Here is a 26,243-nt window from a genome sequence, read left to right as displayed (position 1 = left end):
GCGTCAGCTCCGGCCCAGCCGCGCATCTTCTTCGCTCAGGGCGGGGTCACGTTCGGACGCGGGGCCAAAGCCGCCGCCGCCCGGGGTTTTCACCCGCACCCGGTCACCCGCTTTCAGCGCGATATCCTGTTCCTTGGACAGGTGTTCGGGGATGTAGCGGATACCGTCGCGCCAGACTTCGACCTCGTTCACCGCGCCATCGGCACCGCCCAGCGCGCCTTGCGGGCCAAAGCGTCCATGGTCCATCACGAAACTCGCCCGCGCGTCGCCGCGCCTGAGTTCCAACTCGTAATCCAGCCCCAGACCGCCGCGATGCCGCCCCGCTCCGCCTGATCCTTCGCGCAGGGCATAGCGGTGGTAGAGCACCGGAAAATTCTGCTCCATGATCTCGACCGGGGGGGCCTTGGAAATGCCGATGGTGGAACAGCCGTTGGCGATGCCGTCATGATCCGCATTGCCGCCATAGCCACCGCCCGAAAGCTGGTACATCACGAAATCGCGCCCGGTCAGCGGGTCATGCCCGCCCAGGGCAAAGTTGCCGCTGGTGCCTGCGGGCGCGGCGGTGACGCGGTGCGGCAGCGCCTCGACCAGAGCCGCAAAGACGGCTTCAGCGATGCGCTGGCTGACTTCCGCGGCACAACCCGAGACCGGGCGGGGGTAATGCGCATCCAGGAAGGTGCCTCTGGGGCGGATCACCTCCAGCGGTTCAAACGCGCCCGCGCTGATCGGCACCTGCGGAAAGATGTGGCGCATCGCGAGGTAGACGGAGGACAAGGTGGTCGCCAGCACCGAATTCATCGGCCCCATGCAGGGCGGGCTGCTGCCCGCAAAGTCGAACGTCAGATGGCCGGTCGTCTTGGTCACCTTCAGCCGGATCGCCAGCGGTTCGTTCACCACCCCGTCACTGTCGATCCAGGCGGTGGAGGTATATTCCCCATCCGGGATCTCGTCGATCAGGCTGCGCATCTGGGCTTCGGCCCGCTTGCGAAGCTCCGCGATTGCCGCGCGCACCACATCGTCGCCGTAGCGGTCCAGCAGCGCGTTCAGCCGTTCCTCTCCCACCATCAGCGCGGCGGCCTGCGCCTTGACGTCGCCGATGCGCTGGTCGGCCACCCGGATGTTGGAGCAGATGATCGCGTAGATTTCCGGGTCCAGCACACCCTGTTTGAACAGGCGCACCGGCGGCAGGCGCAGCCCTTCCTGTTCCACGGATGTGGCAGAGGCCGAAAAGCCGCCCGGCACGGCACCGCCCGTGTCGGGCCAATGCCCCGTGTTGCTGAGCCAGCAGAAAATTTCACCATTGCGGTAAAAAGGCCGGGCAAAGCGCACATCCATCAGATGCGTGCCGCCAAGGTAGGGGTCATTGACGATATAGATGTCGTCGGGCTGCGGGGCAGGGGCGGTGCCCGCCGCAATCATCTCGATCAGGGTACGGGTGGAATATTGCATGGTGCCGACAAAGACCGGCAAGCCGCCCGCGCCCTGGGCAATCAGCGCGCCATCCTCGGCGGCATAGATCCCGTCGGAGCGGTCGTTCGCCTCTGCGATCACGGGAGAGAAGGCAGCGCGGGAGAAGCTGAGGTCCATCTCGTCGCAAACCTGTTGCAGGCCCGCCTGAATGACCGAAAGGGTGATGGGGTCGATACTGCTCATTCCGCCGCTCCGATATGGATCATCAGGTTGCCGTCGACGCCGCCGGTAACCCGGTCACCGGGCGGGATCAGGGTGGTGCAATCAAGCTGTTCAATGATCGCGGGGCCATCCAGCGTCACATCTGCCGGCAGGTGATCGCGCCAGTAGATCGGCGTGTCATGGGGGCTGCCATCAAAATAGACGCTGCGGTGGCCGGTGGGCGTGGCATGGGCCTGCCTGCCCGCAGCGTCGATCAGCCGCGACAGGTCCACCGGCGCGCAGACCCCGATGACCGAACAATTCACATTGACGATGCGCGCGCGGATCTCCGGCAGCGCCACCTTGAAGCGCTGCCAGTAGACCTCGTTGAAGCGGCTGCGCAGGGTTTCTGCCGTAGGTGTCGCATCCGCCAGCGGGACACGCACCACATGGCTTTGACCCAGGAACTGCATGTCGGCGCTGAAATGGTGTTCGACTCGGGTGACGGTGACATTTTCACGCGCCAATGCCGCCTGACCTTCGGCCAGTTGCCCGGCGAATGCGGCGTGCAGCGCGGGAATGTCCAGATCGTCCAGCGGCTGGTTCAGGGTCTGCACAAAATCATGGCGCAGGTCGGCCACGGCACAGCCCAGCGCATTGGTGATCCCCGGGCGGGCTGGCACCAGCACGCGGGGCACGCCCAGCTCACGCGCAAGAGCGGCGGCATGCAGCGGCCCTGCGCCGCCAAAGGCAAACAGGGCAAAGTCGCGCGGGTCCGCCCCCAGCGACAGCGACACCATGCGGATTGCTCCCGCCATCTTGGCATTGGCCATGCGAATGACCGCATCCGCCGCGCCATGGGCATCAACCCCCAGCGGCGCACCGAGTTCGCGGGCAAAGACCGCGGCAAGCTCCTCCATTCCGACGCCGCCCGCCACCGCGTTCAGCTTGGCGGTATTCAGACGGCCCAGCAGCATGTTGGCATCCGAAATCGTCGGCCGCGTGCCGCCCTTGCCATAGCAGATCGGCCCCGGATCGGCACCTGCGCTTTCCGGTCCGACCTCAAGCAGCCCCGCCGCATTGACCCGCGCGATGGAGCCGCCACCGGCCCCCACAGTGCGCACATCGACCATGGGCACATGGATCGGCATGGCATATTCCACCTCGATCTCGTTCGAGACTGGCGGCGTGCCGTCGCGGATCAGCGCCACATCGGTGCTGGTGCCGCCCATGTCATAGGTCAGCAGGTTCGGCTCCGACGCGCGCCTGCCGGTATAGGCGGCGGCCATCACGCCAGAGGCGGGGCCGGACATCACCGTCTTGGCGGCCTCGCGCGCGACAAGGCGCGAGGACACCATGCCGCCATTGCCGTTCATCACCAGAACATCGCCGCGATACCCCTTGGCCGCCAGCTCATCGCGCAGCCGCGCGACGTAGCGCTCCAGCAGCGGCTGCACAGAAGCATTGACCGCCGCCGTCACACCGCGTTCGAACTCGCGGCTTTCCGACAGCAGGCTGTGGCCGGTGGTGATGTAGCTGTTTGGCCATGTCTCCGCCGCGATTTCTGCGGCGCGCAGCTCATGCGCCGGATTTGCATAGGCATGCAGGAAATGGATCACCAGCGCCTCGCAGCCCGTGCCGACCAACTGCCTGATCGCGGCGCGCAAAGCGTCCTCGTCCAGCGGGATCAGCACATTGCCCTGGGCGTCCATCCGTTCGGGCACTTCCAGCCGCAGGTCGCGGGGGATGATCGGCGTGAACTGCCCTTTCATCCCGTAGGCCTGCGGGCGCGTGCGCCGCCCCAGTTCCAGCACATCGCGGAATCCGGCGGTGGTGATCAGCCCGGTGCGCGACAGTTTGCGTTCCAGCACCGCGTTGGTGGTGGTGGTGGTGCCATGCACGATCAAGCCGACCTCGCCCAGATCGACTTCGGCCTGTTCCAGTGCCGCCAGCACGCCAAAGGCCTGATTATCAAGGGTTGTCGGTGTCTTGGCAATGCGCATGGTGCCGCTTGCGCTGTCCACCATCACCAGGTCGGTAAAGGTGCCACCGACATCCACACCAATGATGCTGCCCCTCGTTTCGGAGTGTTTCACGCCGGTGCCTTTCGCCAAACTCACTTGTGTACCAATAAAATCGCGAAGCGCCGCGTTTAGTCAACCGTTATGATGGTGCTGGCGGTGACGGGGGTGTCGCCGACCACATAGGCGCGGTGGTCATTGGTGTTCAGCGTCACCCGGATTTCGTGGGACCCCGGGGGCAGGGGGCCGATGTGGTATTCGGGCGCAAAGAGTCGCCCCAGCTTCATCCCGCCCACATAGATATGGCCGTGTCCGGTGCCGGGCACATGGTAAAGCCCCATCAGATCTTCGGAAAAGGTGAAGTCGCTTGCCGTGATCCGCACCTGCCAGCCATCGCCCTCGGGCGTGGCCCCGATCGTGATCTCCGGCGCCGGTTCGCCGTCCCCCACGATGCAGATGTCGCCCATGCCGAAAAGGCCCACTTCGCCCGCGGCCCCGGCCTGTGCCGGGTCCGACATGCGCGCCTTGACGGTCACGTCCCCCGCATTGGCAAAGCTCAGGACCAGCGGCACCAGGGCGCCATGTGCAAAGGGGGTTTCGGGTTGGCGGATGCTGATATGGGCCGCATCCAGCGCCAGGGCGGAATGTCCGCTGGGCACCGGCAGCCCCTCCGCGCTGGCCGGGCTGTAAAGCGTCGCCGCCGCCACCGGGCTGGACACCGACAGCAGCCGGTCGGGCGCGCCCTGGTTGTCGATGCTCAGGAAAGCGCCAAGGTGGCCGTCATCCATCGGCTGGGCCACCGCATTCTCGATCAGCAACCGGGAGGCGGCACCGCCAAAGCCTGCCAGCCAGACCGCAAGCGACAGCGCCGCAAGGGCCACAAGAACAAAAGCCGCTTTCAAATCCCGTTTCCCGTCGCCAGAGTGCCGCCATGAGACTGCGTGAGATCGTCATAGGCGTCAAGCTGGGCGCCTTGCTGCCCGCTGCGGCACAGGCGCATGTGTCGGAGCAGGGATTTGTCCTGCTGCTGCCGACCGAAGTTTATACGGCGGCAGGTGTGGCGGCGGTGACGCTGACGGTGCTGGCATTGTTTGCGCTGCCCGGCGGTGCGGTCAGGGGGCTCTTTGCGCACCGCCCGCTTGCACCGCGACACTTCGAGCGCGCGCAGCAAATAAGCAGCCTTGTTTCGCTGATCTGCCTGTTTTTTGTGCTCTATCTTGGCGTCACCGGGCCGCGCGACCCGCTGTCGAACCTGATGCCGCTCAGCTTCTGGACCCTGGGCTGGGTGGCAGCAGTCAGCCTGTCGGGTGTTCTGGGCAACCTCTGGCGCTGGATCAACCCCTGGACCGGGCTTTACCAGCTGCTGGGGCCGCTTCGGCCTGTCTTGAAGCTGCCTGCGGGGCTGGGCCGCTGGCCTGCTGTGGCGTTGCTGCTGGGCTTTGCCGCCTTCTTGCTGGCGGATATCGCGCCGGACGATCCGGCGCGGCTGGCGCGTTTTGTTGCGATCTACTGGCTGGTGACCTTTGCGGGCATGATCCTGTGCGGGCGGCGCTGGCTAGCGCATGCGGAGCTGGGGCATGCGGTCTTTGCGGCCTTTGCCAGCCTCGCGCCCCTGCGTCTTTCGGGGCGTGCCGGGCTGGGCGGGCCGGGCTGGCGGCTGCTGGCGGACAGGCCCGCTCCGGCCGCCGGGATTTTCGCCCTGACCCTGCTGGCCGTGGGCAGTTTCGACGGGTTGAACGGGACATTCTGGTGGCTTGGCCGGATCGGCGTGAACCCGCTGGAATTTCCGGGCCGCTCCGCCGTGGTGGTGCAGACGCTGACCGGGCTGGCGCTGGCGTTTGCAGCACTTCTGGGTGTCTTTGCCCTGGCGGTCTGGCTGGGCCTGCGCCTTGCCCGGGCAGAGGTGCGCTATGCACAGGCCTTCGGCTGGCTCGCCCTCAGCCTGTTGCCGATTGCGCTGGTCTATCACATTGCCCATTACCTCACCTCCTTTCTGGTCCAGATCCAATATGCCGTCGCGGCACTCAGCGATCCCTTTGCGCGCGGGGCGGATTGGCTGGGCATCCAGCCGTTCCGGGTGACCACCGGGTTCTTCAACAGCATCGACAGCGTGCGGGTGATCTGGGTGACGCAGGCGGGGCTGGTGGTGCTGGGGCATGTCTGGTCGGTCCTGCTGTCGCATCGCATCGCGCTGCGGCTGTTCGGCGAGGGGCCGCGCGCCGCCATGGCCACGCTGCCGCTCTCGATCTTCATGATTGCCTACACAATGCTCGGTTTGTGGTTGCTGGCCGCGCCAAAAGGGGCATGAATCGCCTTACCGGAATGCGATGTTCAGAAATTTCTGGACAAATTGCATGTATGCAAACAACATTCAGGGACAAACGGGAAACCGAAAATGGTCCCGCCCAACAGGGAGAGTTGGAATGACACCTAAACTGATGACAAATCGCCGTAGCGTACTGAAGGGTGCTGCCGCTGGCGGGCTTCTGGCCGCCGCACCGCTGGCCGCCCGCTTTGCCAGCGCGCAATCTAGCGCACCGATCAAGATCGGCTTTCAGCAGCATTCGACCGGCATCGGCGCCGCCTATGGCCGCTGGTACGGGCGCACCACCGAGGCCGCCGTCAAGATGATCAACGACGCGGGCGGCATCAATGGCCGGCCGGTGGAGATCGTGGCCGAGGATGACGGCACAGACCCCAAGCGCGGCGCGGAAGTGCTGGAGAAATTCGCGAACCAGTCGGGCTGCGACGTGGCTTTCGGCACGCTGTTCAGCCATGTGGTGATTGGCTCCGCCCCGGCCGCGGGCGAGCTGAAACTGCCCTATTTCGTGGTTTCCGAAGGGCATCACGTCGCCAGCGGCATGTTGAACCGCTATACCCTGCAACCCGGCATCACCGACGTGAAAAGCCAGGTCCAGGCGATGGCGCCCTACGTGTCGGAGAATCTGGGCAAGAAGGTCACGATGATCTATCCCGACTTTGCCTTTGGCCATGACCACCGCGACTATTTCTCGGCGGCGATCAAGGAGCAGGGCGGCGAGGTGCTGGAGATGATCGCGATCCCGCCGACCGAGACCTCCTTTACCAAGTATTTCCCCAAGATCCCGCGCGATACGGAAGTGATCTATCACGTGATGGTCGGCCCTGCCGTTCTGACCTTCGTCAAGGAGCTGGGCGAATTCTTTGGCCCCTCGCGGCCCGAGATCTTTGGCTTCATCGACTCGCTCGAAGCGGTTGATCTGGCGTCGCCGGGGCTGGAATTCCTCGAAGGCACCTATTTCTGGGAGGGCAACCCGCGCTACGCGCAGGAAGACCAGACCAGCCATGACAAGATGTTCCGCGAGGCGGTGGGCGTGGATGCCAACGGCGCGTCCGTGTCGGACCCCAAGGATGTCTCGACCTATGCCCATATGTTCGGCTGCTGGGAAACCCTGCACATCATCAAGGCCGGGATGGAGGCCGCCGGTTACCAGGGCCCCGAAGATCGCGCCAAGCTGATCGAGGCAGTCGAGGCGATGACCGACATGCCGCAAAGCGATGCGCACCCGCAGGGGCCGAAACGCTTCAACGGCAAGACGCACCAGGTTTTCGGCGTACAATACATCTCGAGAGTCGAAGAGGGCAAACTGGTCAAGGTGCATACGACCTCCATCGAGGATACGCTCTATCCCGATGAAGTCGATTACACCTCGATGTCCTTCTGAGGAGCCCGCGCCGGGGTTTCGGACCCCGGCGCATATCATCTGACATATGGATTTCGGACCTCACCTTCTTCTTGCCGTGCTGGAAGGCGCCGTTGGCGCTGCGGTGCTGGCACTTACGGCGCTTGGCCTCAGCCTCGTGTTCGGCGTGATGCGCGTGGTCAACGTGGCGCATGGCGAATTCTTCATGCTGGGCGCGGTGAGCGCCTGGTTTGTGGCCACCTCCATCGGCGGACACCCGGCGGTTGGCTTTGTCGCTGCGCTGGCGCTGGCGCCGCTGATCGCGGGGCTGGTGGCGGTGCTGGTGGACCGTCTGATCCTGAAGCCGGTGAAATACGACCCCGAAGCAACCATCGTCGGCACCATCGGGGTGCTTTACATCCTGCAACAGACCGCGCTGATGACCTATGGCCCCGAGGCGCGGCCCGTCGAGCCGCCCTTCAGCCACCGCATCGCGCTGCCCTGGTTCGAATGGGGCGAGAACGGCTTTGCCATGTTCTATCCCTGGGGGCTGAGCACCAACAGCTACAAATTGTTCGTGATCGGCGCCGCCATCGTGATCCTGCTGGCCTTCTGGCTGATCATGACCCGCAGCAAGGCGGGGCTGATCATGCGCGCCACGCAGCTTGACCGCGAAACCGCGCTGGCCTTCGGCATCCCGGTCTCGCGGGTCTATTCCATCGTCTTTGGCCTTGGCGCGGGGCTGGCGGCGCTGGCTGCCGTGCTGATCGTCCCGATCCAGCAGGCGCATTACCTGATGGGCCATGACCCGCTGCTGCTGAGTTTCATCGTGGTGATCATCGGCGGGCTGGGTTCCATTCGCGGGACTGTCCTGGCGGCGGTGCTGATCGGCATGTCCGACGGCATCATCTCCGTCTTTCTCAGCCCGACATTGTCCAAGATCATCGCCACCCTGCTGGTGGCGCTGGTGCTGGTGTTCCGCCCGCAGGGCCTGTTCGGAAAGAAACCGGCATGAGCATCGGCACTCGATCCACATTCCTTCACCTTGGCCTTATCGCGCTGCTGTTTGTGCTGGCCTTCGTGCTGCCCAGCTATCACCAGGGCAACCTCGCACGGATCATGGTGCTGGCGACCTATGCCATCGGCTATAACGTGCTGTTCGGCTATACCGGGCTCTTGAGTCTTGGTCATGCGATGTTCTTTGGCGCGGGCATGTACGGGCTGGGGCTGGCGATGCAATACGGCGGGCTGGGGGTGATCCCGGCCTTTGCGGTTGCGCTGATCTGTGCAGCAGCGTTGTCGGCTGTGGTGGCGCTGCTGGCACTGCGCACCATCGGGGTTGCCTTCATGATCGTGACACTGATGTTCGCGCAGGCGGGCTATCTGACCGTGCTTTATTTCGGGGCCTGGACGCGCGGCGACGAAGGCTTTGTCATCGCGCAATCGGCCCGCCAGATCGCGGGGCTGGACCTGACAGCGCCGACCACGCGCTACCTGGCCGCGCTGCTGCTGTTTTCCGCCGCCTTGCTGATCACCGCGCGGATGATGCAGGTGAGCTTTGGCAGTGTGCTGATCGGCGTGCGCGAGAACGAGGAACGCACCCGGATGCTGGGTTATGACGTGTTCCGACACAAGCTGGCGGCAGTGATCATCTCCGGCACGATCTCCGGCGCTGCCGGGGCGGGATATGCGGTGCTCTTCGGCTATGTCGGGGCGACCTTCACCTCGGTGCAATATTCGATCTTTCCGCTGCTCTGGGTGCTGCTGGGCGGGGCGGGCACCACCATCGGGCCACTGGTCGGCACGCTCTTCATGTTCTACCTGATTGATTATTCCAGCGGGCTGACCAATGCCTATATGCTGATTGCAGGCGTGGTGCTGGTGCTGCTGACATTGTTTGCGCGGGCCGGCCTGGTGGGCGAGATCCGCAAACGCTGGGTGGCGTGGCTGCCATGATCCTACTTGAGACAAAGGGGCTGACACGGGTCTATGGCGGGCTGACAGCGGTGGATGGGGTGGATTTCGCCCTGCCGAAAGGTGAGGTGCATGCGCTGATCGGGCCGAATGGCGCGGGCAAGAGCACCTTTGTCGGCATGATTTCGGGCCGTATTCCGGCCAGTTCGGGCGAGGTCTGGTTCGACGGGCAGAATGTCACTCCGTTGCCCGCCCATGCGCGGATCCGGCGCGGCATGGCCTATACCTTCCAGATCACGGCGGTCTATGCGCGGCTCTCGCTTGCCGACAACCTGGCGCTGGCGCTGCGCAGCCGGGACCGGGGGGCGGCGCTGGCCGCACTGGACCGGGTCGGGCTGGCCGACCGCGCCGACCAGATGACCGGCGATCTGGCCTATGGCCACCAGCGCCTGCTGGAAATCGCCATGGGCGTGGCGCAGAAACCCCGGCTGCTGATCCTGGACGAACCCACCCAGGGCCTGGCCGAAAGCGAGATCGAAGGGTTCAACGCCCTGATCCGTGAACTTGCCGGGGAAACCACCATCCTGCTGATCGAGCATAACATGAATGTGGTGATGGCCCTGGCCGACCGTATCACGGTGCTGGACATGGGCCGCATCCTGGCCTCCGGCACACCGGCGGAGATCCACGCCAACCGCGCGGTGCAAGATGCCTATCTGGGGACCGGATGATGCTGAAGCTCGACCAGATATCCACCGGATACGGCCCGATCCAGGTGCTGTTCGATTTCAGCCTTGAGGTCCGCGCCGGTGAGGTGCTGTGCCTGATGGGGCGCAACGGTGCGGGAAAATCCACGGCGATGAAGGCGATCATGGGCCTGTTGCCGCTGAGCGGCGGGCAGATCAGCCTGGACGGCACGCCGATCAGCACGCTGCCCGCCCATGAGGTGCCGCGCCAGGGCATCGGATATATCCCGCAGGGCAGGCGGCTGTTCACCGAGATGACGGTGGCCGAGAACATCCAGATCGGGCTCATGACACGGGGCAAGGGGGCAGAGACCCGCGAACGGGTGTTGGACATGTTTCCGCGTCTGCGCGAACGGCTGGACCAGCGGGCCGAGACGCTCTCGGGCGGTGAGCAGCAGATGCTGGCCACGGCGCGCGCGCTGTGCCTGGAGCCGCGGGTGCTGTTGCTGGACGAGCCGACGGAGGGGTTGCAGCCGTCGATGATCCAGCTGATCCGCGAGACGGTGGAAAAGATGCGGGAGGCGGGGGTGGCGATCATTCTGGTAGAACAGCGGATCGAAGCCGTGCTGCAGATCGCCGATCGCGTCGCCTTTATCGAGAACGGCCATGGTCGCGAGGTGGTGGACACCGAACAGCTGCGTGGTGACCGTCGGTTGTTCGAGAAATACGTGGGCGTGTAGGAGGCGGAGTTTTCAAAAACTCCGGCCCGTTTTCTTCAAAGAAAACGATGGCTTGCAGCGTTGTTTTGTGGCGAGGGTGAGCAGGGCGATAGTCGTTACGCGGAGGCCCCCGATCCGCTGCGCAGTGACGCGCGGTTGTTTGGGAAAAACGCTGGCGTGTAGGAGGCGGAGTTTTCAAAAACTCCGGCCCGTTTTCTTCAAAGAAAACGGGGTTGTGCAGCGTCGTTGGCGGCGTGGCAGCGGTCTGCGGCTGTTCGGGAAATACCTGGGTGTGTAGAAGGCGGAGTTTTCAAAAACTCCGGACCGTTTTCTTCAAAGAAAACGGGATTGCGCAGCGTCGTTGGCGGCGTGGCAGCGGCCTGCGGTTATTTGGGAAAAACGCTGGCGTGCAGAAGCCGGAGTTTTCAAAAACTCCGGACCGGTTTCTTCAAAGAAAACGGGGCTATCGACAGGCTCAGACCAGCTTGGCCAGCAAAGCCTCGAAGATTGCCGCTTCTTCGGTGCTCAGGGGGGCCATGGTCTCTGCCCGTGCGGCCAGCGCCTGTGCTTCGGCACGTTTGAACTGTGCTTTGCCTTCGGCGGTCAAATCCACCAGCCGCAGCCGCTGGTCGTTCAGGTCGGGCCGCGAGGTCACCAAACCCTTTGCCTTCAACCGCCCCACCACGCCCTTGATGGTGGCGCTGTCCATGGCGGTCTCCCGGCCCAGCCGGTTCTGCGACAGGGGGCCCTGTTCGAACAGCCGCGCCAGGGCGGCGAATTGCGTTGGCGTCAGCCCGTCCACATGGCGGGCAAAGATTGCCACATGCCGCTGGTTCGCCCGACGCAGGTTGAATCCAACCTGTGTGGACAGCTGATAGGCTTCATCCGTGATCTCTGTTTCACTCATAGGGAAATTATTGACAGTTTGCGCGGGCTCCCGCAACATCTGCTTGTACACCAACAATCGGGAATGACATGACCGATACCGCGCATTATCACCGCCCCGACACGCTGGAAGCTGCTCTTGCCCGGCTGGCGCAGGGCGATTGCCGGATCGCGGCGGGCTGTACCGACCTGTTTCCCACAACCCAGCACAAGGCGCTCGGCGGATCGATTCTCGACATCACCGCCATCGGCGCGTTGCGCGGCATCACCCGGGCCGGGGCGGGCCTGCGCATCGGTGCGGCGACCACCTGGTCCGATCTGATCTGTGCCGATCTGCCACCGGCCTGCGACGGCCTGAAGCTGGCGGCGCGCGAGGTCGGTGCAAAACAGATCCAGAACCGGGGCACGATAGCGGGCAACCTGTGCAATGCATCGCCCGCAGCTGACGGGGTGCCGCCCCTGCTGACCCTGGACGCGGTGGTCGAAGTGGCATCTGCAAGGGGCACCCGCAGCATCGCGCTGGCCGAGTTCATCACGGGGCCGCGCCAGACCGCACTTGGCCCCGGTGAAATGGTGACTGCCGTGGTGATTCCCGAGGCGGCGCTGGCCGGGCAGGGGCATTTCCTGAAACTGGGGGCGCGGCAGTACCTTGTGATCTCCATCGCCATGACCGCAGCGCGGATTGTTCTGCAGGACGGGGTGGTTGTGCAGGCCGCGCTGGCTGTCGGATCCTGCGGTCCGGTCGCCACCCGTCTGCCGGGGGTGGAGGCGGCGCTGATCGGCAAGCCACTGGCCCCCGCAGCGATCACAGACAGCGCCGTCGCCGCTGCGCTGCGCCCGATGGACGACATGCGTGCCACGGCCGGTTATCGCAGCACCGGCGCCGCCGAACTGCTGCGCCGCACCCTCGCCGCACTGCAAGTGGAGGAGCCGGCATGAACATCCACAGGGCCAAGGGCCAAGAGATCACCCTGACCATCGGCGGCGCCTCCCGCCGCATTGACACCGCGCCGGGTCGGCGCCTGTCAGAGGTCCTGCGCGAGGATCTGAACCTGAAAAGCGTCAAGATCGGCTGTGACGCAGGCGATTGCGGGGCCTGCACGGTGTTGATCGACGGGCGGCAGGAATGTGCCTGTCTGGTCCCGGCGGCACAGGCCGATGGCCGGACCGTCGAAACCCTGGAAACGGCTGAACCGGTGCTGCGTGCGCAGCTTCAGCAGGCCTTTCTGGCCAAGGGGGCCGCGCAATGCGGGATCTGCACGCCGGGCCTGATGATGGCGGCAATGGAATTGCTGCGCGACACGCCGACACCCGACGAAGCCCAGGTCGAGGATGCGCTTGCCGGGGTGCTGTGCCGTTGCACCGGATACCGCAAGATCATCGCGGCTGTCATGGCCGCCACCACGCCCGCGCAGATGCAGGACATGCCCCAGGCAGGTGCCGCCGTGGGCCGCGCCATCCCCCGGCTCGACGGAGCGCGCAAGGTGGAAGGGACAGAGATCTTTGGCGCCGATTATGCACCCGAAGGCGCGCTTCTGGTCCGCGCAGTGCGCAGTCCGCATTACCATGCCGGTTTCAGCTTTGGGGATACGGAAAGCTGGGCCGCGCAGATTCCCGGGATTGCCTGCGTGATCACCGCCGCCGATATCAGGGGCGAGAACCGCTATGGTGTGATCCCGCCGCTGGCCGATCAGCCCGCACTGGCCGAGGAATTCGCCCGCTACAGGGGAGAGGCCGTGGCGCTGGTGGTCGGCTCGCCTGAGGCGGTCGAACCGCTGGATCTGGACAGCTTTCCCGTCACCTGGTCGCCGCTGCCCCATACACTGACGGAGGCAGAGGGCATGGCCGCCGATGCGCCGCAGCTGCATGGCGACAGGCCCGAAAACACCCTGATCCGCGGCCGCGTGGCCTGCGGCGCGCCGGATGCCGCTCTGGCGGAATCGGCCCATGTGGTTACCGGACATTTCGAGACCTCCTATGTCGAACACGCCTATATCGAACCTGAGGCAGGGGCGGCCTGGCTGGAGGGCGACACGCTGGTGATCCAGGCCTGCACCCAGGCCCCGGTCATGGACCTGGAGGACACGGCGCGGGTTCTGGGCCTGCCGCATGACCGGCTGCGCATCATACCGGCGGCGGCGGGGGGGGGCTTCGGCTCCAAGCTGGACGTGACGCTGCAGCCCTTGCTGGGGCTGGCGGTGCTGAAAGCCGGCAAGCCCTGCCGCATGGTCTTCAGCCGTACGGAATCCATGCAGGCCAGCACCAAACGCCATCCCGGCACGATGGAGGCGCGCATCGGGGCCGATGCGGAAGGCCGCATCACCGCGATGACCTTTCACGGCGATTTCAACACCGGGGCCTATGCCAGCTGGGGGCCAACCGTGGCCACGCGGGTGCCGGTTCATGCTTCGGGCCCCTATCTCACGCCAAATTACCGCGCCACCAGCCGCGCGGTGCATACCCATGGCCCCACCTCAGGCGCCTTTCGCGGTTTCGGCGTGCCGCAGGCGGCGATCACGCAGGAAATGCTCTATGACGAGTTGGCGCAGGCTTGCGGCATGGACCGGCTGGCCTTTCGCCTGCGCAATGCCCTGCGCGATGGCGACAAGTCACCCTGCGGGCAGGTGATGCAATCGGTCGGGCTGGTGGAATGCCTGGAGGCGTTGCAACCGCATTGGGAAGCGGCGCAGCGCGCGGTTGCGGCCTTCAACGCGGCCTCTGACACGCGCAAGCGCGGCATCGGCATCGCTTCCTGCTGGTATGGCTGCGGCAATACCGGCCTGCCGAACCCGTCGACCATCCGCATCGGCATCACCGCCGAGGGGCGGTTGAAGCTGCATCAGGGGGCCACGGACATCGGGCAGGGGTCGAATACCGTGATCACGCAGATTGCGGCGGATGCCATCGGCATTGCCATCGGAGCCATCGATATCATCGGCCCCGACACCGCCCTGACGCCGGATTGTGGCAAGACCTCTGCCTCGCGCCAGACCTTCATCACCGGGCGCGCGGCCGAGGCGGCAGGACGTGCCCTGCGCGCGGCGATCCTGCGCCAGACCAACCTGGCCGAGGCCGAGCAGATCACCCTGCGCGATGGCCGGTTGACGGTCACACAAGGCGGGCAAACCCGCGAGATCGGCCTGTCAGACATGGTGCCGGATGCACAGGGATATGTCATCGCTGCCGAGGAAACTTATGATCCGCCCACCACCGGGCTGGATGCGGACGGGCAGGGCACCCCCTATGCGCTTTACGGCTATGGGGCGCAGATGGCCGAAGTCGAGGTGGACATGGCCCTTGGCACCACAAAGGTCCGCCATATCGTCGCCGCCCATGATGTGGGCCGGGTCATCAACCCGCTGCTCGCCGAAGGTCAGATCGAGGGCGGGATTGCCCAGGGTCTTGGACTGGCGCTGATGGAGGAATACCTGCCGGGGCAGACCGAGAACCTGCACAATTACCTGATCCCCACCATCGGGGACATGCCGCCGGTGACCTCGATCCTGATCGAAAAGCCGGACCCGGAAGGCCCGATGGGGGCCAAGGGGCTGGGCGAACATGTGCTGATCCCGACCGCACCCGCGATCCTGAATGCGATCCGCGATGCCTCGGGGGCGAAAATCACCAAAGTGCCGGCATTGCCCCATCGGGTGCTGGCCGCGATCAAGGCGTCACGCCAATGACCAAGCCAGAGAAAATCCGCTGCGATGCCTGTCCGGTGATGTGCTACATCGCCGAAGGCCGGGCCGGGGCCTGCGACCGTTATGCAAACGAGAACGGGCAGATCATCCGGTGCGATCCCCTGACCATCCTGGACCGGCGGATTGCCAAGGGCGACGCAGTCAAACCCTTTCTCGCCGCCGACTGGGACGGCACATCGGCGTCGGGCGACGATGTGGTTGTCTCTGCCATCGGGGCGGGAACCACCTATCCGGATTACAAGCCGGCCCCTTTCATTGTCAGCCGTGAGATTGACGGGGTGGATTTTGTCACCGTGGTGACGGAGGCGATCTTTTCCTATTGCGGGGTCAAGGTAAAGATCGACACCGACCGCCACCTGGGGGCCGAAGCTGCCACCGTGCGCGCGAAGGGCGAGGCGGTGGGCCATGTGATGACCTCCGAATACGGCTCGCAGATGTTGTCGCTGGGCGGGGTCGATCACCTGACGGGCGGTGAAAAATCCGAAGGGCGCGTCACCTGCGACACGCTGCTGCGCCTGTGCAACGGCGAGGCGGTGGAGCTGAGCATCGACGGTGGTTCCACCGTGGTGGTGCAGGCCGGTGCGGCCCCCATCGTGGACGGCCAGCAGGAAAGCCGGATGCGGGTCGGATGTGGCTCTGCCACCATCGGCATGTTCGCGGTGCAGTGGCAGGGGCTGGTGGATGAGGTGGTGGTGGTGGACGACCACATCACCGGGGTCGTGTCGGAACATCAGGCGGGCAAGGTGATCGACTGGCCCGAGACCGGCATCAAGATCAATGGCAGACGCTCCACCCCGGGGCGCTATTTCAAGGTGGCCGAACCCGGCCTGGGCTGGGGCGGCACCGATATCGACGACCCGCTGAAGATTCTCGGCCCCTGGCGCGCGGCCAAGGGCGCGCGGCCCGGTCTGTCGCTGCTCATGGTCTCCACCACGGGCGAGCATTCCGCCTATTACGTGCTCAACGACGATCTGGAACCAGAACCGCAAACGATGCCCGAGGCGCTGAAACCCTCGGTCGATCTGATTGCGGAAAATTGCGAGCCTGCGCTTTGCACCGTGCTGTTCATGGGGGGCGCGGGAGGCTCGCTGCGCTCGGGGGTCACGCGCAACCCGATCCATCTGACCAATTCGGTGAAACAGGACCGCACCCGCGTGACCATTGGCGGCGCGCCGACCTATCGCTGGCCGGGGGGCGGGATCACGGTGATGGTGGATGTCACCCAGGTGCCTGCGGGGGCCTTCGGCTATGTGCCAACCCCGGCGCTGGTGGCGCCGCTGGAATTTACCGTGCGCCGCGCCGATTACGAGGCGCTTGGCGGGCACGGCACCCAGGTGCGCGACCTGAAGGACGTGCTGGCACGGGGCGGCGAATACGGACGCGCATCGCGGGTACTGGGGGATGGCGCGTGAGCGCGGAACCCCAGGCGCATATCCTGCCGGACGGGCGGCGGCTGCACCTGAACCATGGCCCCATCGACCTGATCATCGAGGTGACCGGGGGCGATGCCACCACCTGTTACGCAACGGCGACGGCGCGGTTTCAGACCCTGCTTTCGGGGCTGGTGGCGGAACTGCCGGTGCTGCGCAGACCCGTTGATGTCGGCACAAGGGTCACCGACCCGGTGGCGCGGCGCATGGTGCAGGCGGTCAGACCTTACGAGGATACCTTTGTCACGCCGATGGCTGCTGTCGCGGGGGCGGTGGCGGATGAAATCCTGGCGGCTGTTCTGGCCGAACACCACGCCGGCAAGATCTATGTCAACAACGGCGGCGACGTGGCGTTCCACCTGGAAACGGGGCATCAGGTTACCGCAGAGGGGCCCGCGGGTCCGATCCACATCACCGCCGCGGATTCCGCGCGCGGGCTTGCGACCTCCGGCTGGCGTGGGCGCAGCCATTCGCTGGGCATTGCCGATGCGGTCACCGTGGCCGCCACGACAGCCGCGGCCGCGGATGTGGCAGCAACACTGATCGCCAATGCCGTGGATCTGCCGGATCACCCGGCCATCAGGCGGGTCCCGGCCCGTGCGCTCAGCCCCGACAGCGACCTTGGCGACAGGCTTGTCACCACCGATGTCGGGGCGCTGGATGCAGCCGAAATCGTCGCGGCCCTCGCCCGTGGACAGGCCCTGGCCAACAGCCTTTGCCGGCGCGGATTGATTGATCAGGCGGTGCTGGGCCTTGCGGGCCGGACCGTCCATGCCACCCATACCCAAGGAGCCATCCCAAATGTCTGACTTTCCCATCCGCAAGATGCAACTGATCCTGGAAGAGGTCCATCACGACGGCGGCCCGCTGCCCGAGGTCCCGCGCAAGCTGGGGGCCATCTTCGCCTGTGTGAAGAACCCCTTTGCCGGACGCTATGAGGCGGATCTGCAACCGGCCATGGAGGATCTGAAGCCATTGGGGGCGGAGATGAGCGAACGCCTGGTCGCCGCACTTGGCGGCAAGGAGGGGATCGACGGTTATGGCAAGGGGGCCATCGTCGGCGAAAACGGCGAGCTGGAGCATGCCGCACTCTGGCATGTGCCAGGGGGCTATGCGATGCGCGGGCTGCTGGGGCAGTCCAATGCCATCGTGCCCTCCTGCATGAAGCGCGGCGGCGTGGGCAGCAGGCTGGACGTGCCGCTGGGCCATATCAACGCGGCCTATGTCCGCAGCCATTTCGACGGGATCGAGGTGGGCCTGCCCGACGGGCCGCGCGCGGATGAGATCGTCTTTGCCCTTGCCATGTCCTGCGGCGGGCGGGTGCATTCGCGCATGGGCGGGCTGGAGGTCTGGCAGGTGAAGGGGGAAGACGGGCTGCGGTAGCGGCGGTTGGCGGTCTTTTCATTTCCACATGTCCGGGTGTTTCGCGGGACGCTGAGGAGGGGGAGCAGGCCCGGCTGGAGCAATTCCCGGCCCGGCTCGTCTGTTGTGGCCGGTTGCCGCTGGACCGCGTTTGAGACCTGTCAAATATGACATGTCATATTTGACAGGTCATCTTTTGCGGTAGGTTCGCAGGCGTGTCAGAGGCAACCCGGGGCAACATTGGATAGGTGACAAAGACGCGAGGTTGATCGCTCTGCTGCCGGGGCTGTCAGGGTGACACGCTCAATATCCCAAGCCTGCATGATATGAACTGCGCGATATGACCTGTCATAAAAGACATGTCATATTTGACATGTCAGATTGCTGACAAACCCGGAAACGGCTGCCGCCGGAGGTAAATCGTTCTTCTGCGCTCAGCGTTACGTTTTCGAACGAAGGGCCGCGCCCGAGCCTGGGAGGGCGCATTGAGACGCGCATTCGGAGCGCCTCCCTAACAAATATCAATGTTGTCAGTGTGATACGAGAAGTCACCAAAAGCGCCCTCCCGTTTTGCCGGAGGCAAACCTTCGGTTTGACGGGAGGGTCGGGCGCGGCCCGGGCTGACACCCGGGCCAAGGCTTGTGGCTGGCGTCGTGGAAGAACGATTTCGTTGTTTCGGGGGGAACGGGTGCAGGAACGTGCTTTTTCAGCAGCCTGACATGTCATATTTGACATGTCATCCTGATTGCAGACGCGGAAACAGGACTTCGGCAATGCCGTCGCACGATATGGTATGCCGCGGTGCGCCGCCGCCGGCCGGTCGGCAGCAACCGTTTTTCAAAGGCCCTCAGACCTTTTTCTGACGTCCGAACCAGCCTTTCTTGACCGGCGCGTCCGTAGCCGCCTCGACAGGTTCAGCACCGCCCAGCGCCTGCTGGAAGTTGGAAAAGAACTGGTCGGCCATCTTCTTGGCAAAGCCGTCGATGATCCGGCTGCCCAATTGCGCCAGCTTGCCGCCCACCTTGGCATCCACCTCGTAGTGCAGGATAGTCTTGTCGCCCTGCGCCTCAAGGCGCACCTGCGCGCCGCCCTTGGCAAAACCGGCGGCGCCGCCCTTGCCTTCGCCGCTGATGGTCAGGCTTTCCGGCGCTGCCATGTTGCTGAGGAATACGGCCCCCTTGAAGGTCGCCTTTACCGGCCCGACCTTTTGCACCACCGTGGCCTCGAACCCCTGTTCGGCTGAACCTGACATCTCCTGGCAGCCGGGGACGCAGACCTTGAGGACTTCGGGGTCAAGAAGCGCCGCGAAAACGCTGTCGCGGTCGGCATCTATGGTCTTTTGATCGCTCAGGTTCATCTGCTGTCTCCCTTGTTCGTCATGTTTCCCCACGCGGAATCCTGACGGGTCTGGCAGATGTACTAGGGGCGGAGGCCACAACGCGCTATTGGACTTTGGTTGGGGGCAGGGGCATGAGCCTAAGACCTTTTGGCTAGATACCTGCGCGGGAAATGCTGCTAATCTTTGCTCATGAAAACAGATGAAATGCCGATGACGGATATGCTCACCCCCGAGACCCCGGGCAAATGGGCCCTGATCGTGGATGATCATCCCCTGTTCTGCGACGCGCTGGAGCTGACGCTCAGATCCGTGGCCGCCTATACCGACGTGCGCAGGACGCATTCGCTGGCCTCTGCGCTGGAGGAACTGGGGCAGGCCGCACCACCGGACCTTGTGCTGCTCGACCTCAACCTGCCGGATGTCAGCGGGCTGGACGGTCTTTTGCGGCTCAGGCGGCAGGTCGGGGATGCCCATGTGATCATCGTGACCTCGGTCACCGACAACGCGGTGATCAATGGCGCCATCGCGGCCGGAGCATCGGGATTTGTGCCGAAACACAGCAGCCGGGGCACCTTCAAGGAGGCCATCGACGCCATCCGCTCGGGTCAGGTCTTTACGCCCAGCGGGTTTGTCGCCGGGGAGGGCGCGGCAGAAGACAACGCGAACCTGCGCCGCCTCACCTCGCTGACCAACCAGCAGGCCCGCATCCTAGAATTGATCTGCGCGGGCAAGCTGAACAAGCAGATTGCCTATGAGCTGTCGATCGCGGAAACCACCGTCAAGGCGCATGTGACAGCGATCATGCGCAAACTTGGCGTGCAGAACCGGACACAGGCGGTTCTGGTCGCCCATGAAGCCCAGTTCACATCCCAGTTGCCAAGTGACGAAGAGCGCCGCTAGTCTGCGTTGAGGGAGGCGCGATGTGGCAATTCAGCAAGAGGTTGAACCGCTGACGGGGGTGCGGCATGCATTGTGCCGCGGCCAGGTCGATGCGTCCCATCCCGATCCCATCGGCGTGCTCCGCCAAGCTCTGGGCCCAGCACCCCTGGCGGTGGTGGCGCTGTTCATTTCACCCGCCGCCGATTTCGACAGGCTTGTGCGCGAGGCCGATGCCGCCTTTGGCGAGGCCGAGGTGGTGGCCTGCACGACCGCCGGAGAAATCGGGGCGGGGGGTTATGCCGAGAACACGGTCATCGCCATCGGTTTCCCGCAGGCCCATTTCGCCGCCACCTCGATCCTGATCGAGGATCTGGGCGGAGGTTCTTCGCAGGCCCTGCAGGACCGTATCGCCCTGGAACGCGTCGCCCTGCAGGAGGCGCATCCGGACAAGCGTCATGGCTTTGCCTTTCTGCTGGTGGACGGGCTGTCGCTGCGCGAGGACATGCTGACCGTGGCCATCGCGCCGGCGCTGCGTGACATGGCACTGTTCGGCGGTTCGGCAGCGGATGGCGTGGATTTCGGCCATACGCGCGTCGCGCTGAATGGTCGTGCCTGCGAAAATGCGGCGGTGCTGACCCTGATCCAGAGCGCATTGCGGGTGAAGGTCTTCAGCATCGACCACCTGGTCCCGACCGACCGCCAGATGGTTGTGACCGGCGCCGACCCGGACCGGCGCATCGTCAAGTCGATCAATGCGGAACCTGCCGCGCAGGAATATGCGCGGCTTGTGGGCAAGGACCCCCAGCAGTTGGACCAGTTCACCTTTGCCTCCCATCCCGTGGTAGTGCGCATTGGTAGAAACCATCACGTGCGCGCGATCCAGCAGGTCAAGGAGGGGGGCGAACTGCTGTTCTTCTCCGCCATAGACGAGGGGATGGTGCTGACCCTGGCCGACCCTCTGGACATGGTCGACCACCTGCGGCGCAAGCTGGACGAGCTGGCGGATGCAGGCGCGCTTACCGATATCGTCGGCTGCGATTGCCTGCTGCGCCGGATCGAGGCCGAGCAGAAACAAACCACCCGCGCGGTGTCGGCGGTGCTCGCCGATCACCGTGTGATCGGCTTTTCCACCTACGGGGAACAGATCGGCGCGCTGCATGTCAATCACACGATGACCGGCGTGGCGATCTATGCGCCGGAGGAAGATGCGGAGTGACCCGGTGTCGGTGATCAACCCCGCAGATTCGATCGAGCGGCAGAACGAGAAACTGTTGCAGATCACCCAGGCCCTGATGCGCCGGGTGGAACAGAAGAACGAACAATCCGGCGTCGCCTATGCCCAGTTTGAACGCGCCGCCCTGCTGGAAGTGCAGGTGCGCGAACGGACCATCGACCTGGAACGAACGCTTGAACTTTTGCAGGAGTCGAATGCCCGGCTCGAAGTGGCCAACCGCGAAACCGCCATCGCGCGCGAAAACCTGACCGAAGCGATTGAAACCATCAGCGAAGGATTTGCCCTGTTTGATCCCAGTGACCGGCTGGTGCTGTTCAACAGCCGGTTCTGCCGCGATCTGTCCGACATCGAACCGCAGTTGTGCGAGGGGCTGTCCTTTGACGCCTATGTCGACCTGATTTCATCCAGCAGGTACCTGTCCCTGACCGCAGAGGTGACCCCGCAGAAATGGGCGCAACAGCGCACCCGGCGGCACCGCGACAACCATGTGGTGTTCAATGTCAGCCTGATCCATGACCGCTGGCTGCAGGTCAGCGAACACCGGACCGCGCGCGGCGGCACGGTGATTTTGCAGACAGATGTGACCAATATCATCCGGCTGGAACGCAAGGAGCGCGAGAAACTGCGCGATGAACAGGCCCAGATCCTGCGGGCCACGCTGGATCACCTCGACCAGGGGGTCTGCATCTTTGACCGGCACCGCAAGCTGATCGGCTGGAACCGGCGCATGGACTACCTGCTGGACCTGCCGCCGCAGGATACCGACCTGGGCCGCAATTTTGTGGTCCTGCTGGAGCGGCTGAACCGGCAACTGACCTTCCAGGACAGTTTCGACAGCCAGATGCTGATCGACTGGGCCGGGCAGGAAAGCGGGCGCAGGCCCATCGCCTTTGAGGTGACGGGCGACAACAACAAGGTGCTGAGCATCTTTGCCCAGGAAATGCCGGACCGGGGTTTCGTGATCAGCTTTACCGATGTCACCGCCGAAAGAGGGGCCGCGCGGGCGCTCGCCGAGATGAACGAGATGCTTGAACGCCGGGTGCAAAGCCGGACCCGCGAGCTGGGGATTGCGCTCTCCGAGGCGGAACGGGCCAATGCTTCCAAGTCGCGCTTTGTCGCGGCGGCCAGCCACGATCTGTTGCAACCCCTGTCGGCGGCAAAGCTCTTTGTCTCGGCCCTCTCCGAACAGATCGAGGCACCGGACCAGCGCGGGATTGTCGAAAAGGCAGAGACGGCGCTGGCCTCGGTCGAGCAGATCATCGAGGCACTGCTGGACATCTCTCGGCTGGATGCCGAACACCCGACCTTTGACATCCAGCCGGTGCATCTGAGCGCCATTCTGGCGCCCCTGCGCGATGAGCTGACACCGGTGGCGCAGGCCAAGGGGATAGAACTCTCTGTGGTCGATTGCGGGCTGTCGGTACGCTCCGATCCCGGCTACCTGCGCCGGATCGTGCAGAACCTGGTATCCAACGCGGTGCGCTATACGGAAACCGGCCGCGTGCTGGTGGGGGTGCGGCGGCGCGGCGGGATGGCCCAGCTTCAGGTGTGGGATACCGGACCGGGCATCGCCGAAGAGGAACAGGAAGCGATCTTTCAGGAGTTCCAGCGGCTCTCTGCGCATCAGAAGGAACATAGCCTGGGCCTGGGTCTGGCGATTGTGGAGCGCGCATGCAAATCGCTGGGCCACCGGTTGCAGCTGACCTCGGCACCGGGCCGGGGCAGCCTGTTCTGCGTGGATGTGCCGGTTGTCGAAGGGCGGCAGGACCCGATCGTGCTGGCCCGCGAGCGGCCCGAAACCTCTGATCTGGAACGCAAGGGCGACATCGTGTTCCTGGTGGAAAACGACGAAAATCTTGCCAATGCGCTGGTCCTGATGATGGAAGGCTGGGGGGCAGAGGTGATCCACAGCCGCACCGGCGAGGACGCGTTGAAACTGCTGGCCGACATCGACCTCAGACCCGATGCGCTGGTGCTGGATCACCAGCTTGGCGAGGGCATGTCCGGCCTGGATCTGCTGTGCCGGATCCGCGCGCTGCATGGCGATGTGCCGGTGCGCCTGATATCTGCCGACCGCGGGTTGGAACTGGAACGTGCCTGCCGGGAGCTTGGCGTGAACCTGCTGCCGAAACCCATTGATAAAAGTAAGTTATTCGCGTTTCTGAACAGCTAGGCGTGCCGCCCGGCCACCGGATGCGCCCGGAATTGCGCCGCAGATGCTGCCCACGGGCACCGGATTTTCGCATCCGGTTAAAGCGCTGTTCATGATCTGCCGTCATAGAAGAGGGGTGCCCCCGCCGGGGACGCGCGCAGGGTTTCGTTAACTTTCCAGCGGGAAATGGTCATGAGTGGCATCTTTGTGGGAAAAGCGCGGTGACGGATGCACCGCCCTCCATGGGGATGGATCCTGCGCGCTTTCAACAGCGCAAGACCGTGGTGATCGTGGACGATTCGCCCTTGCTGCGGCGGTGGTTGCGCTTGGTGCTGGAGGGCAATCGCCGTCTTGTTGTCGTGGGCGAAGCCAGCGACGCGAGAGAGGCAGGCGCGGTCATCAAGGCGACGCGCCCGGATGTGATTACCCTCGATATCGAACTGCCGGGAATGAACGGGTTGGAATTTCTGGAAAAACTGATGCTCCGCAATCCCTTACCGGTGGTCGTGTTTTCCGGCGTGACCCGCGCAAATTGCGAGACGACCGTGCGGGCGCTCATGCTGGGGGCGGTGGATTGTCTGGAAAAGCCCGAAAACGGGACCAGCCGGCGCTTGCGCGACACCATCTCGCGACGTGTCTTTGCCGCCGCCTGCAGCAGGATACAGACAGCGCCGCGCGCCCGTGCCGCCAGCACGTCTGCACCTGCTGTCCGGCATCAGGGCATGGAACCTCTCGTGTTGATCGGGGCCTCGACAGGGGGTGTTGCAGCCCTGGACACGCTTATTGGCGGGCTGGATCCTGCTGGCCCGCCGGTTGTGATCGTTCAACACATGCCGGGTATGCAACTGGTCAGTTTTTCGCAGCTTCTGGACCGCAGGTTTGATCAGGATGTCCTGCTTGCGCGTCCCGGCATGGCATTGACACCTGGTCAGATCGTGCTGGCCCCGGCCCTGGGCCAGCATACGCAGGTGACGCGCAGCCTTGGGCAATGGGAAATCCGCCTGCAATCCGATGGCGAAGGGGCAGGGCATTGCCCCTCCATCAATCAGTTGTTTCACTCGGCAGTGCCCCATGCCCGCGACGTGATCGCGACGATCCTGACCGGTCTTGGTCAGGACGGTGCGCGCGGGTTGAAGGCCCTGCGCGATGCGGGCGCGACCACCTTTGGCCAGGACCAGGACAGCAGCACCGTCTACGGCATGCCGCGCGCCGCCTGGGAAATCGATGCCGTGGAACGCCAGTTTCCACTGGCGGAGATGTCGCAGGCCCTCAATCAAGCGGCGGCGCGGCACCGGGCACGATTGGTGAGGGCAAGACAATGACCACAACGACCAGGGTGATCACACAGGGGGAATATGCGGTTTCCGATGACCCCGGTGTGGTCATTTCCACCCTGCTTGGCTCCTGTGTGGCCTGTTGCCTGCACGATCCTCTGGTCGGTGTCGGCGGGATGAACCATATCCTGATTGCCGCAAATGCCCGGCAGTCCACCCGTTTCGACCCGGAAGGTCTGAATGCGATGGAACTGGTGATCAACGACATGCTCAAACTGGGGGCCCAGAAATCGCGGATGCAGGCAAAGCTGTTCGGCGGGGCGAAAATGGTGACCGGACTGTCCGACATCGGCGGCGCAAATGCGGCCTTTGTTCTGAATTTCCTTGAAAGCGAGAATATTCCCTGTCTGTCAAAATCCGTCGGCGGCGATACGGCGCGGCATCTCATCTATCTGCCGGCGCGCGGGATCGCCCGGCAAAAGACCAAACCCCGCGCCGCGGTCACCGAGGCGGTGCCAGCGGCACCAATGGCGAACCGGGAAATCGAACTGTTCTGACCCGCGGCATGTCGTGTCGATGGCCGACAGCAACAGCGGTGGGTGGTTAGAACAGGTCCAGATCTCCCGGCGAGCGGGTGGGAAGTGGGGCGGCGCCCTGACAGTGCTGCGCTTGAAACAATGCGCGCGTGTCCGCCAGCCGCAGTGAGGAACAGGCATCCGCCAGGCCCGCCACCCCGATGGTGTTCACACCGGGCTGGCACCCGATTGCTGCTGTCAGTGCGGTCAGATCCTCCAGCGACTGCCGCAGATAGTCGAGGCTTTGCAGTTGCCCGATCACACCCGCATCCTCGCGCGACAGATCAAGCCTGTCGCCGATGGCATGTTCGGCCCAGTTCACCATTTCGGCCAGCCCTGCCACGTGCGATGAGACACGCTGCAAGATGACCCCAAGGTCAGGTTCCTGCATTGATCCGCCCCCCCTTACAGGCGTCCAACTACCTGTTCGATGCAATTGCGCAAGTCGTTGGGTTCAAAAGGCTTCTTGAGATAATTGTTCATGCCCAGCTTCTTGCCGTGGTCGATGATCTGCTGTTCGGCCCGGCCCGTGATCAGGACAAAGCCGATGCCCTTGGTCTTGGGGGTGGCGCGCAGGTAATGCAGCAGTTTCAGCCCGTCCATTTAGGGCATGTTGTAATCGGAAATGACAAGATGCACCGGTTTTGCCGTCAATGCCTGCAGGGCCTGTTTACCGTTTTCTGCGGTGAACACATTGCGCACCCCGAAAGAATCCAGCGCCTGCGTGATCAGGCCACGGCTGGTGGACATGTCGTCGACAACCATGATGTGGATTTGGTCACGCAAGGCCATATTGGGA

At 64.3% G+C, this 26,243-nt stretch carries 22 protein-coding genes and 1 pseudogene; 16 read left to right on the top strand and 7 right to left on the bottom strand.

The annotated features are described in order from the left end of the window. Positions 1 to 3 precede the first annotated feature (3 nt). From ACWNZ3_RS10040 to ACWNZ3_RS10030, 3 genes are read right to left on the bottom strand one after another with little or no spacing between them, the layout of a single operon-like run. A complete protein-coding gene (locus ACWNZ3_RS10040) occupies positions 4 to 1,653 on the bottom strand; it encodes a hydantoinase B/oxoprolinase family protein (protein WP_496899860.1) in 1,650 nt (549 codons plus the stop codon). Further along, entirely contained in the window at positions 1,650 to 3,707 is a 2,058-nt protein-coding gene (locus tag ACWNZ3_RS10035; protein WP_496899859.1) for a hydantoinase/oxoprolinase family protein, read from the bottom strand. The genes ACWNZ3_RS10040 and ACWNZ3_RS10035 overlap by 4 nt, the downstream gene beginning before the upstream one ends. A 56-nt stretch (positions 3,708 to 3,763) precedes the next feature. Then, positions 3,764 to 4,534 carry a copper chaperone PCu(A)C domain-containing protein gene (locus ACWNZ3_RS10030; protein ID WP_496899858.1) on the bottom strand — a complete coding sequence of 257 codons (771 nt, stop codon included), beginning with the start codon at positions 4,532 to 4,534 and terminating at the stop codon, positions 3,764 to 3,766. A gap of 29 nt (positions 4,535 to 4,563) precedes the next feature. Between ACWNZ3_RS10030 and ACWNZ3_RS10025 the strand changes: the two genes are divergently transcribed. The 6 genes from ACWNZ3_RS10025 (at position 4,564) to ACWNZ3_RS10000 (ending at position 10,634) form a co-directional block, all read left to right on the top strand. Next, the gene (locus tag ACWNZ3_RS10025; protein WP_496899857.1) at positions 4,564 to 5,940 is read left to right on the top strand and encodes a hypothetical protein; all 1,377 of its coding nucleotides are present in this window, start codon (positions 4,564 to 4,566) and stop codon (positions 5,938 to 5,940) included. Between the two features lie 115 nt (positions 5,941 to 6,055). Continuing rightward, positions 6,056 to 7,336 carry an ABC transporter substrate-binding protein gene (locus ACWNZ3_RS10020; protein WP_496899856.1) on the top strand — a complete coding sequence of 427 codons (1,281 nt, stop codon included), beginning with the start codon at positions 6,056 to 6,058 and terminating at the stop codon, positions 7,334 to 7,336. Between the two features lie 46 nt (positions 7,337 to 7,382). Next, entirely contained in the window at positions 7,383 to 8,309 is a 927-nt protein-coding gene (locus ACWNZ3_RS10015) for a branched-chain amino acid ABC transporter permease (protein WP_269362055.1), read from the top strand. Further along, positions 8,306 to 9,250 carry a branched-chain amino acid ABC transporter permease gene (locus tag ACWNZ3_RS10010; protein WP_269362056.1) on the top strand — a complete coding sequence of 315 codons (945 nt, stop codon included), beginning with the start codon at positions 8,306 to 8,308 and terminating at the stop codon, positions 9,248 to 9,250. The genes ACWNZ3_RS10015 and ACWNZ3_RS10010 overlap by 4 nt, the downstream gene beginning before the upstream one ends. After that, entirely contained in the window at positions 9,247 to 9,939 is a 693-nt protein-coding gene (locus ACWNZ3_RS10005; RefSeq protein ID WP_274575674.1) for an ABC transporter ATP-binding protein, read from the top strand. The genes ACWNZ3_RS10010 and ACWNZ3_RS10005 overlap by 4 nt, the downstream gene beginning before the upstream one ends. Beyond that, entirely contained in the window at positions 9,939 to 10,634 is a 696-nt protein-coding gene (locus ACWNZ3_RS10000; protein ID WP_496899855.1) for an ABC transporter ATP-binding protein, read from the top strand. Before ACWNZ3_RS10005 ends, ACWNZ3_RS10000 begins: the two co-directional genes overlap by 1 nt. A 454-nt stretch (positions 10,635 to 11,088) precedes the next feature. On the opposite strand, the gene ACWNZ3_RS09995 is transcribed toward ACWNZ3_RS10000, so the two are convergent. After that, positions 11,089 to 11,520 carry a MarR family winged helix-turn-helix transcriptional regulator gene (locus ACWNZ3_RS09995; RefSeq protein WP_269362061.1) on the bottom strand — a complete coding sequence of 144 codons (432 nt, stop codon included), beginning with the start codon at positions 11,518 to 11,520 and terminating at the stop codon, positions 11,089 to 11,091. A gap of 68 nt (positions 11,521 to 11,588) precedes the next feature. On the opposite strand from ACWNZ3_RS09995, the gene ACWNZ3_RS09990 reads away from it, so the two are divergent. From ACWNZ3_RS09990 to ACWNZ3_RS09970, 5 genes are read left to right on the top strand one after another with little or no spacing between them, the layout of a single operon-like run. After that, positions 11,589 to 12,437 carry an FAD binding domain-containing protein gene (locus ACWNZ3_RS09990; RefSeq protein WP_496899854.1) on the top strand — a complete coding sequence of 283 codons (849 nt, stop codon included), beginning with the start codon at positions 11,589 to 11,591 and terminating at the stop codon, positions 12,435 to 12,437. Then, positions 12,434 to 15,181 (top strand): molybdopterin-dependent oxidoreductase, encoded by a 2,748-nt coding sequence (locus tag ACWNZ3_RS09985; RefSeq protein ID WP_496899853.1) that lies wholly within the window; start codon positions 12,434 to 12,436, stop codon positions 15,179 to 15,181. Before ACWNZ3_RS09990 ends, ACWNZ3_RS09985 begins: the two co-directional genes overlap by 4 nt. Further along, positions 15,178 to 16,611: a 6-hydroxynicotinate reductase gene (locus ACWNZ3_RS09980; RefSeq protein ID WP_496899852.1), complete on the top strand. Its 1,434-nt coding sequence runs from the start codon at positions 15,178 to 15,180 to the stop codon at positions 16,609 to 16,611. The genes ACWNZ3_RS09985 and ACWNZ3_RS09980 overlap by 4 nt, the downstream gene beginning before the upstream one ends. Continuing rightward, the gene (locus ACWNZ3_RS09975; RefSeq protein ID WP_496899851.1) at positions 16,608 to 17,438 is read left to right on the top strand and encodes a UPF0280 family protein; all 831 of its coding nucleotides are present in this window, start codon (positions 16,608 to 16,610) and stop codon (positions 17,436 to 17,438) included. The genes ACWNZ3_RS09980 and ACWNZ3_RS09975 overlap by 4 nt, the downstream gene beginning before the upstream one ends. Then, complete coding sequence (locus ACWNZ3_RS09970; RefSeq protein ID WP_496899850.1) at positions 17,431 to 18,012, top strand: amino acid synthesis family protein; 582 nt, start codon at positions 17,431 to 17,433, stop codon at positions 18,010 to 18,012. The genes ACWNZ3_RS09975 and ACWNZ3_RS09970 overlap by 8 nt, the downstream gene beginning before the upstream one ends. A gap of 826 nt (positions 18,013 to 18,838) precedes the next feature. On the opposite strand, the gene ACWNZ3_RS09965 is transcribed toward ACWNZ3_RS09970, so the two are convergent. Then, positions 18,839 to 19,348: an SRPBCC family protein gene (locus ACWNZ3_RS09965; protein ID WP_269367851.1), complete on the bottom strand. Its 510-nt coding sequence runs from the start codon at positions 19,346 to 19,348 to the stop codon at positions 18,839 to 18,841. 201 nt (positions 19,349 to 19,549) lie between these two features. On the opposite strand from ACWNZ3_RS09965, the gene ACWNZ3_RS09960 reads away from it, so the two are divergent. From ACWNZ3_RS09960 to ACWNZ3_RS09940, 5 genes are all read left to right on the top strand, one after another. Further along, positions 19,550 to 20,230, top strand: a complete 681-nt coding sequence (locus tag ACWNZ3_RS09960; RefSeq protein WP_496901899.1) for a response regulator — start codon at positions 19,550 to 19,552, stop codon at positions 20,228 to 20,230. Positions 20,231 to 20,258: 28 nt separating this feature from the next. Beyond that, positions 20,259 to 21,425, top strand: a complete 1,167-nt coding sequence (locus tag ACWNZ3_RS09955; RefSeq protein WP_443288732.1) for an FIST N-terminal domain-containing protein — start codon at positions 20,259 to 20,261, stop codon at positions 21,423 to 21,425. Then, positions 21,415 to 23,616, top strand: a complete 2,202-nt coding sequence (locus ACWNZ3_RS09950; RefSeq protein WP_269367853.1) for a hybrid sensor histidine kinase/response regulator — start codon at positions 21,415 to 21,417, stop codon at positions 23,614 to 23,616. The genes ACWNZ3_RS09955 and ACWNZ3_RS09950 overlap by 11 nt, the downstream gene beginning before the upstream one ends. A gap of 200 nt (positions 23,617 to 23,816) precedes the next feature. Next, on the top strand, positions 23,817 to 24,917 hold the full coding sequence (gene cheB / locus ACWNZ3_RS09945) for a chemotaxis-specific protein-glutamate methyltransferase CheB (RefSeq protein ID WP_496899849.1): 1,101 nt from the start codon (positions 23,817 to 23,819) through the stop codon (positions 24,915 to 24,917). Then, complete coding sequence (locus ACWNZ3_RS09940) at positions 24,914 to 25,426, top strand: chemotaxis protein CheD (RefSeq protein WP_269367855.1); 513 nt, start codon at positions 24,914 to 24,916, stop codon at positions 25,424 to 25,426. Before cheB ends, ACWNZ3_RS09940 begins: the two co-directional genes overlap by 4 nt. A gap of 46 nt (positions 25,427 to 25,472) precedes the next feature. On the opposite strand, the gene ACWNZ3_RS09935 is transcribed toward ACWNZ3_RS09940, so the two are convergent. After that, positions 25,473 to 25,835 (bottom strand): hypothetical protein, encoded by a 363-nt coding sequence (locus ACWNZ3_RS09935; protein WP_496899848.1) that lies wholly within the window; start codon positions 25,833 to 25,835, stop codon positions 25,473 to 25,475. A 14-nt stretch (positions 25,836 to 25,849) separates the two neighbouring features. Continuing rightward, positions 25,850 to 26,236 (bottom strand): annotated as a pseudogene (locus tag ACWNZ3_RS09930) (response regulator). Between the last annotated feature and the right edge of the window lie 7 nt (positions 26,237 to 26,243).

The sequence above is a fragment of the Sulfitobacter sp. IGS-18 genome (assembly GCF_059628195.1).
The sequence above is the reverse complement of the archived record's forward strand: the minus strand, read 5'-3'. Positions and strand labels throughout refer to the sequence as shown.

Bases quoted from the DNA above. Each gene is read 5' to 3' on its own strand.
- ACWNZ3_RS10040 (WP_496899860.1), bottom strand. From the start codon at position 1,653: ATGAGCAGTATCGACCCCATCACCCTTTCGGTCATTCAGGCGGGCCTG.
- ACWNZ3_RS10025 (WP_496899857.1), top strand. From the start codon at position 4,564: ATGAGACTGCGTGAGATCGTCATAGGCGTCAAGCTGGGCGCCTTGCTG.
- ACWNZ3_RS10020 (WP_496899856.1), top strand. From the start codon at position 6,056: ATGACACCTAAACTGATGACAAATCGCCGTAGCGTACTGAAGGGTGCT.
- ACWNZ3_RS10015 (WP_269362055.1), top strand. From the start codon at position 7,383: ATGGATTTCGGACCTCACCTTCTTCTTGCCGTGCTGGAAGGCGCCGTT.
- ACWNZ3_RS10010 (WP_269362056.1), top strand. From the start codon at position 8,306: ATGAGCATCGGCACTCGATCCACATTCCTTCACCTTGGCCTTATCGCG.
- ACWNZ3_RS10005 (WP_274575674.1), top strand. From the start codon at position 9,247: ATGATCCTACTTGAGACAAAGGGGCTGACACGGGTCTATGGCGGGCTG.
- ACWNZ3_RS10000 (WP_496899855.1), top strand. From the start codon at position 9,939: ATGCTGAAGCTCGACCAGATATCCACCGGATACGGCCCGATCCAGGTG.
- ACWNZ3_RS09995 (WP_269362061.1), bottom strand. From the start codon at position 11,520: ATGAGTGAAACAGAGATCACGGATGAAGCCTATCAGCTGTCCACACAG.
- ACWNZ3_RS09990 (WP_496899854.1), top strand. From the start codon at position 11,589: ATGACCGATACCGCGCATTATCACCGCCCCGACACGCTGGAAGCTGCT.
- ACWNZ3_RS09985 (WP_496899853.1), top strand. From the start codon at position 12,434: ATGAACATCCACAGGGCCAAGGGCCAAGAGATCACCCTGACCATCGGC.
- ACWNZ3_RS09980 (WP_496899852.1), top strand. From the start codon at position 15,178: ATGACCAAGCCAGAGAAAATCCGCTGCGATGCCTGTCCGGTGATGTGC.
- ACWNZ3_RS09970 (WP_496899850.1), top strand. From the start codon at position 17,431: ATGTCTGACTTTCCCATCCGCAAGATGCAACTGATCCTGGAAGAGGTC.
- ACWNZ3_RS09965 (WP_269367851.1), bottom strand. From the start codon at position 19,348: ATGAACCTGAGCGATCAAAAGACCATAGATGCCGACCGCGACAGCGTT.
- ACWNZ3_RS09960 (WP_496901899.1), top strand. From the start codon at position 19,550: ATGCTCACCCCCGAGACCCCGGGCAAATGGGCCCTGATCGTGGATGAT.
- ACWNZ3_RS09950 (WP_269367853.1), top strand. From the start codon at position 21,415: ATGCGGAGTGACCCGGTGTCGGTGATCAACCCCGCAGATTCGATCGAG.
- ACWNZ3_RS09940 (WP_269367855.1), top strand. From the start codon at position 24,914: ATGACCACAACGACCAGGGTGATCACACAGGGGGAATATGCGGTTTCC.
- ACWNZ3_RS09935 (WP_496899848.1), bottom strand. From the start codon at position 25,835: ATGCAGGAACCTGACCTTGGGGTCATCTTGCAGCGTGTCTCATCGCAC.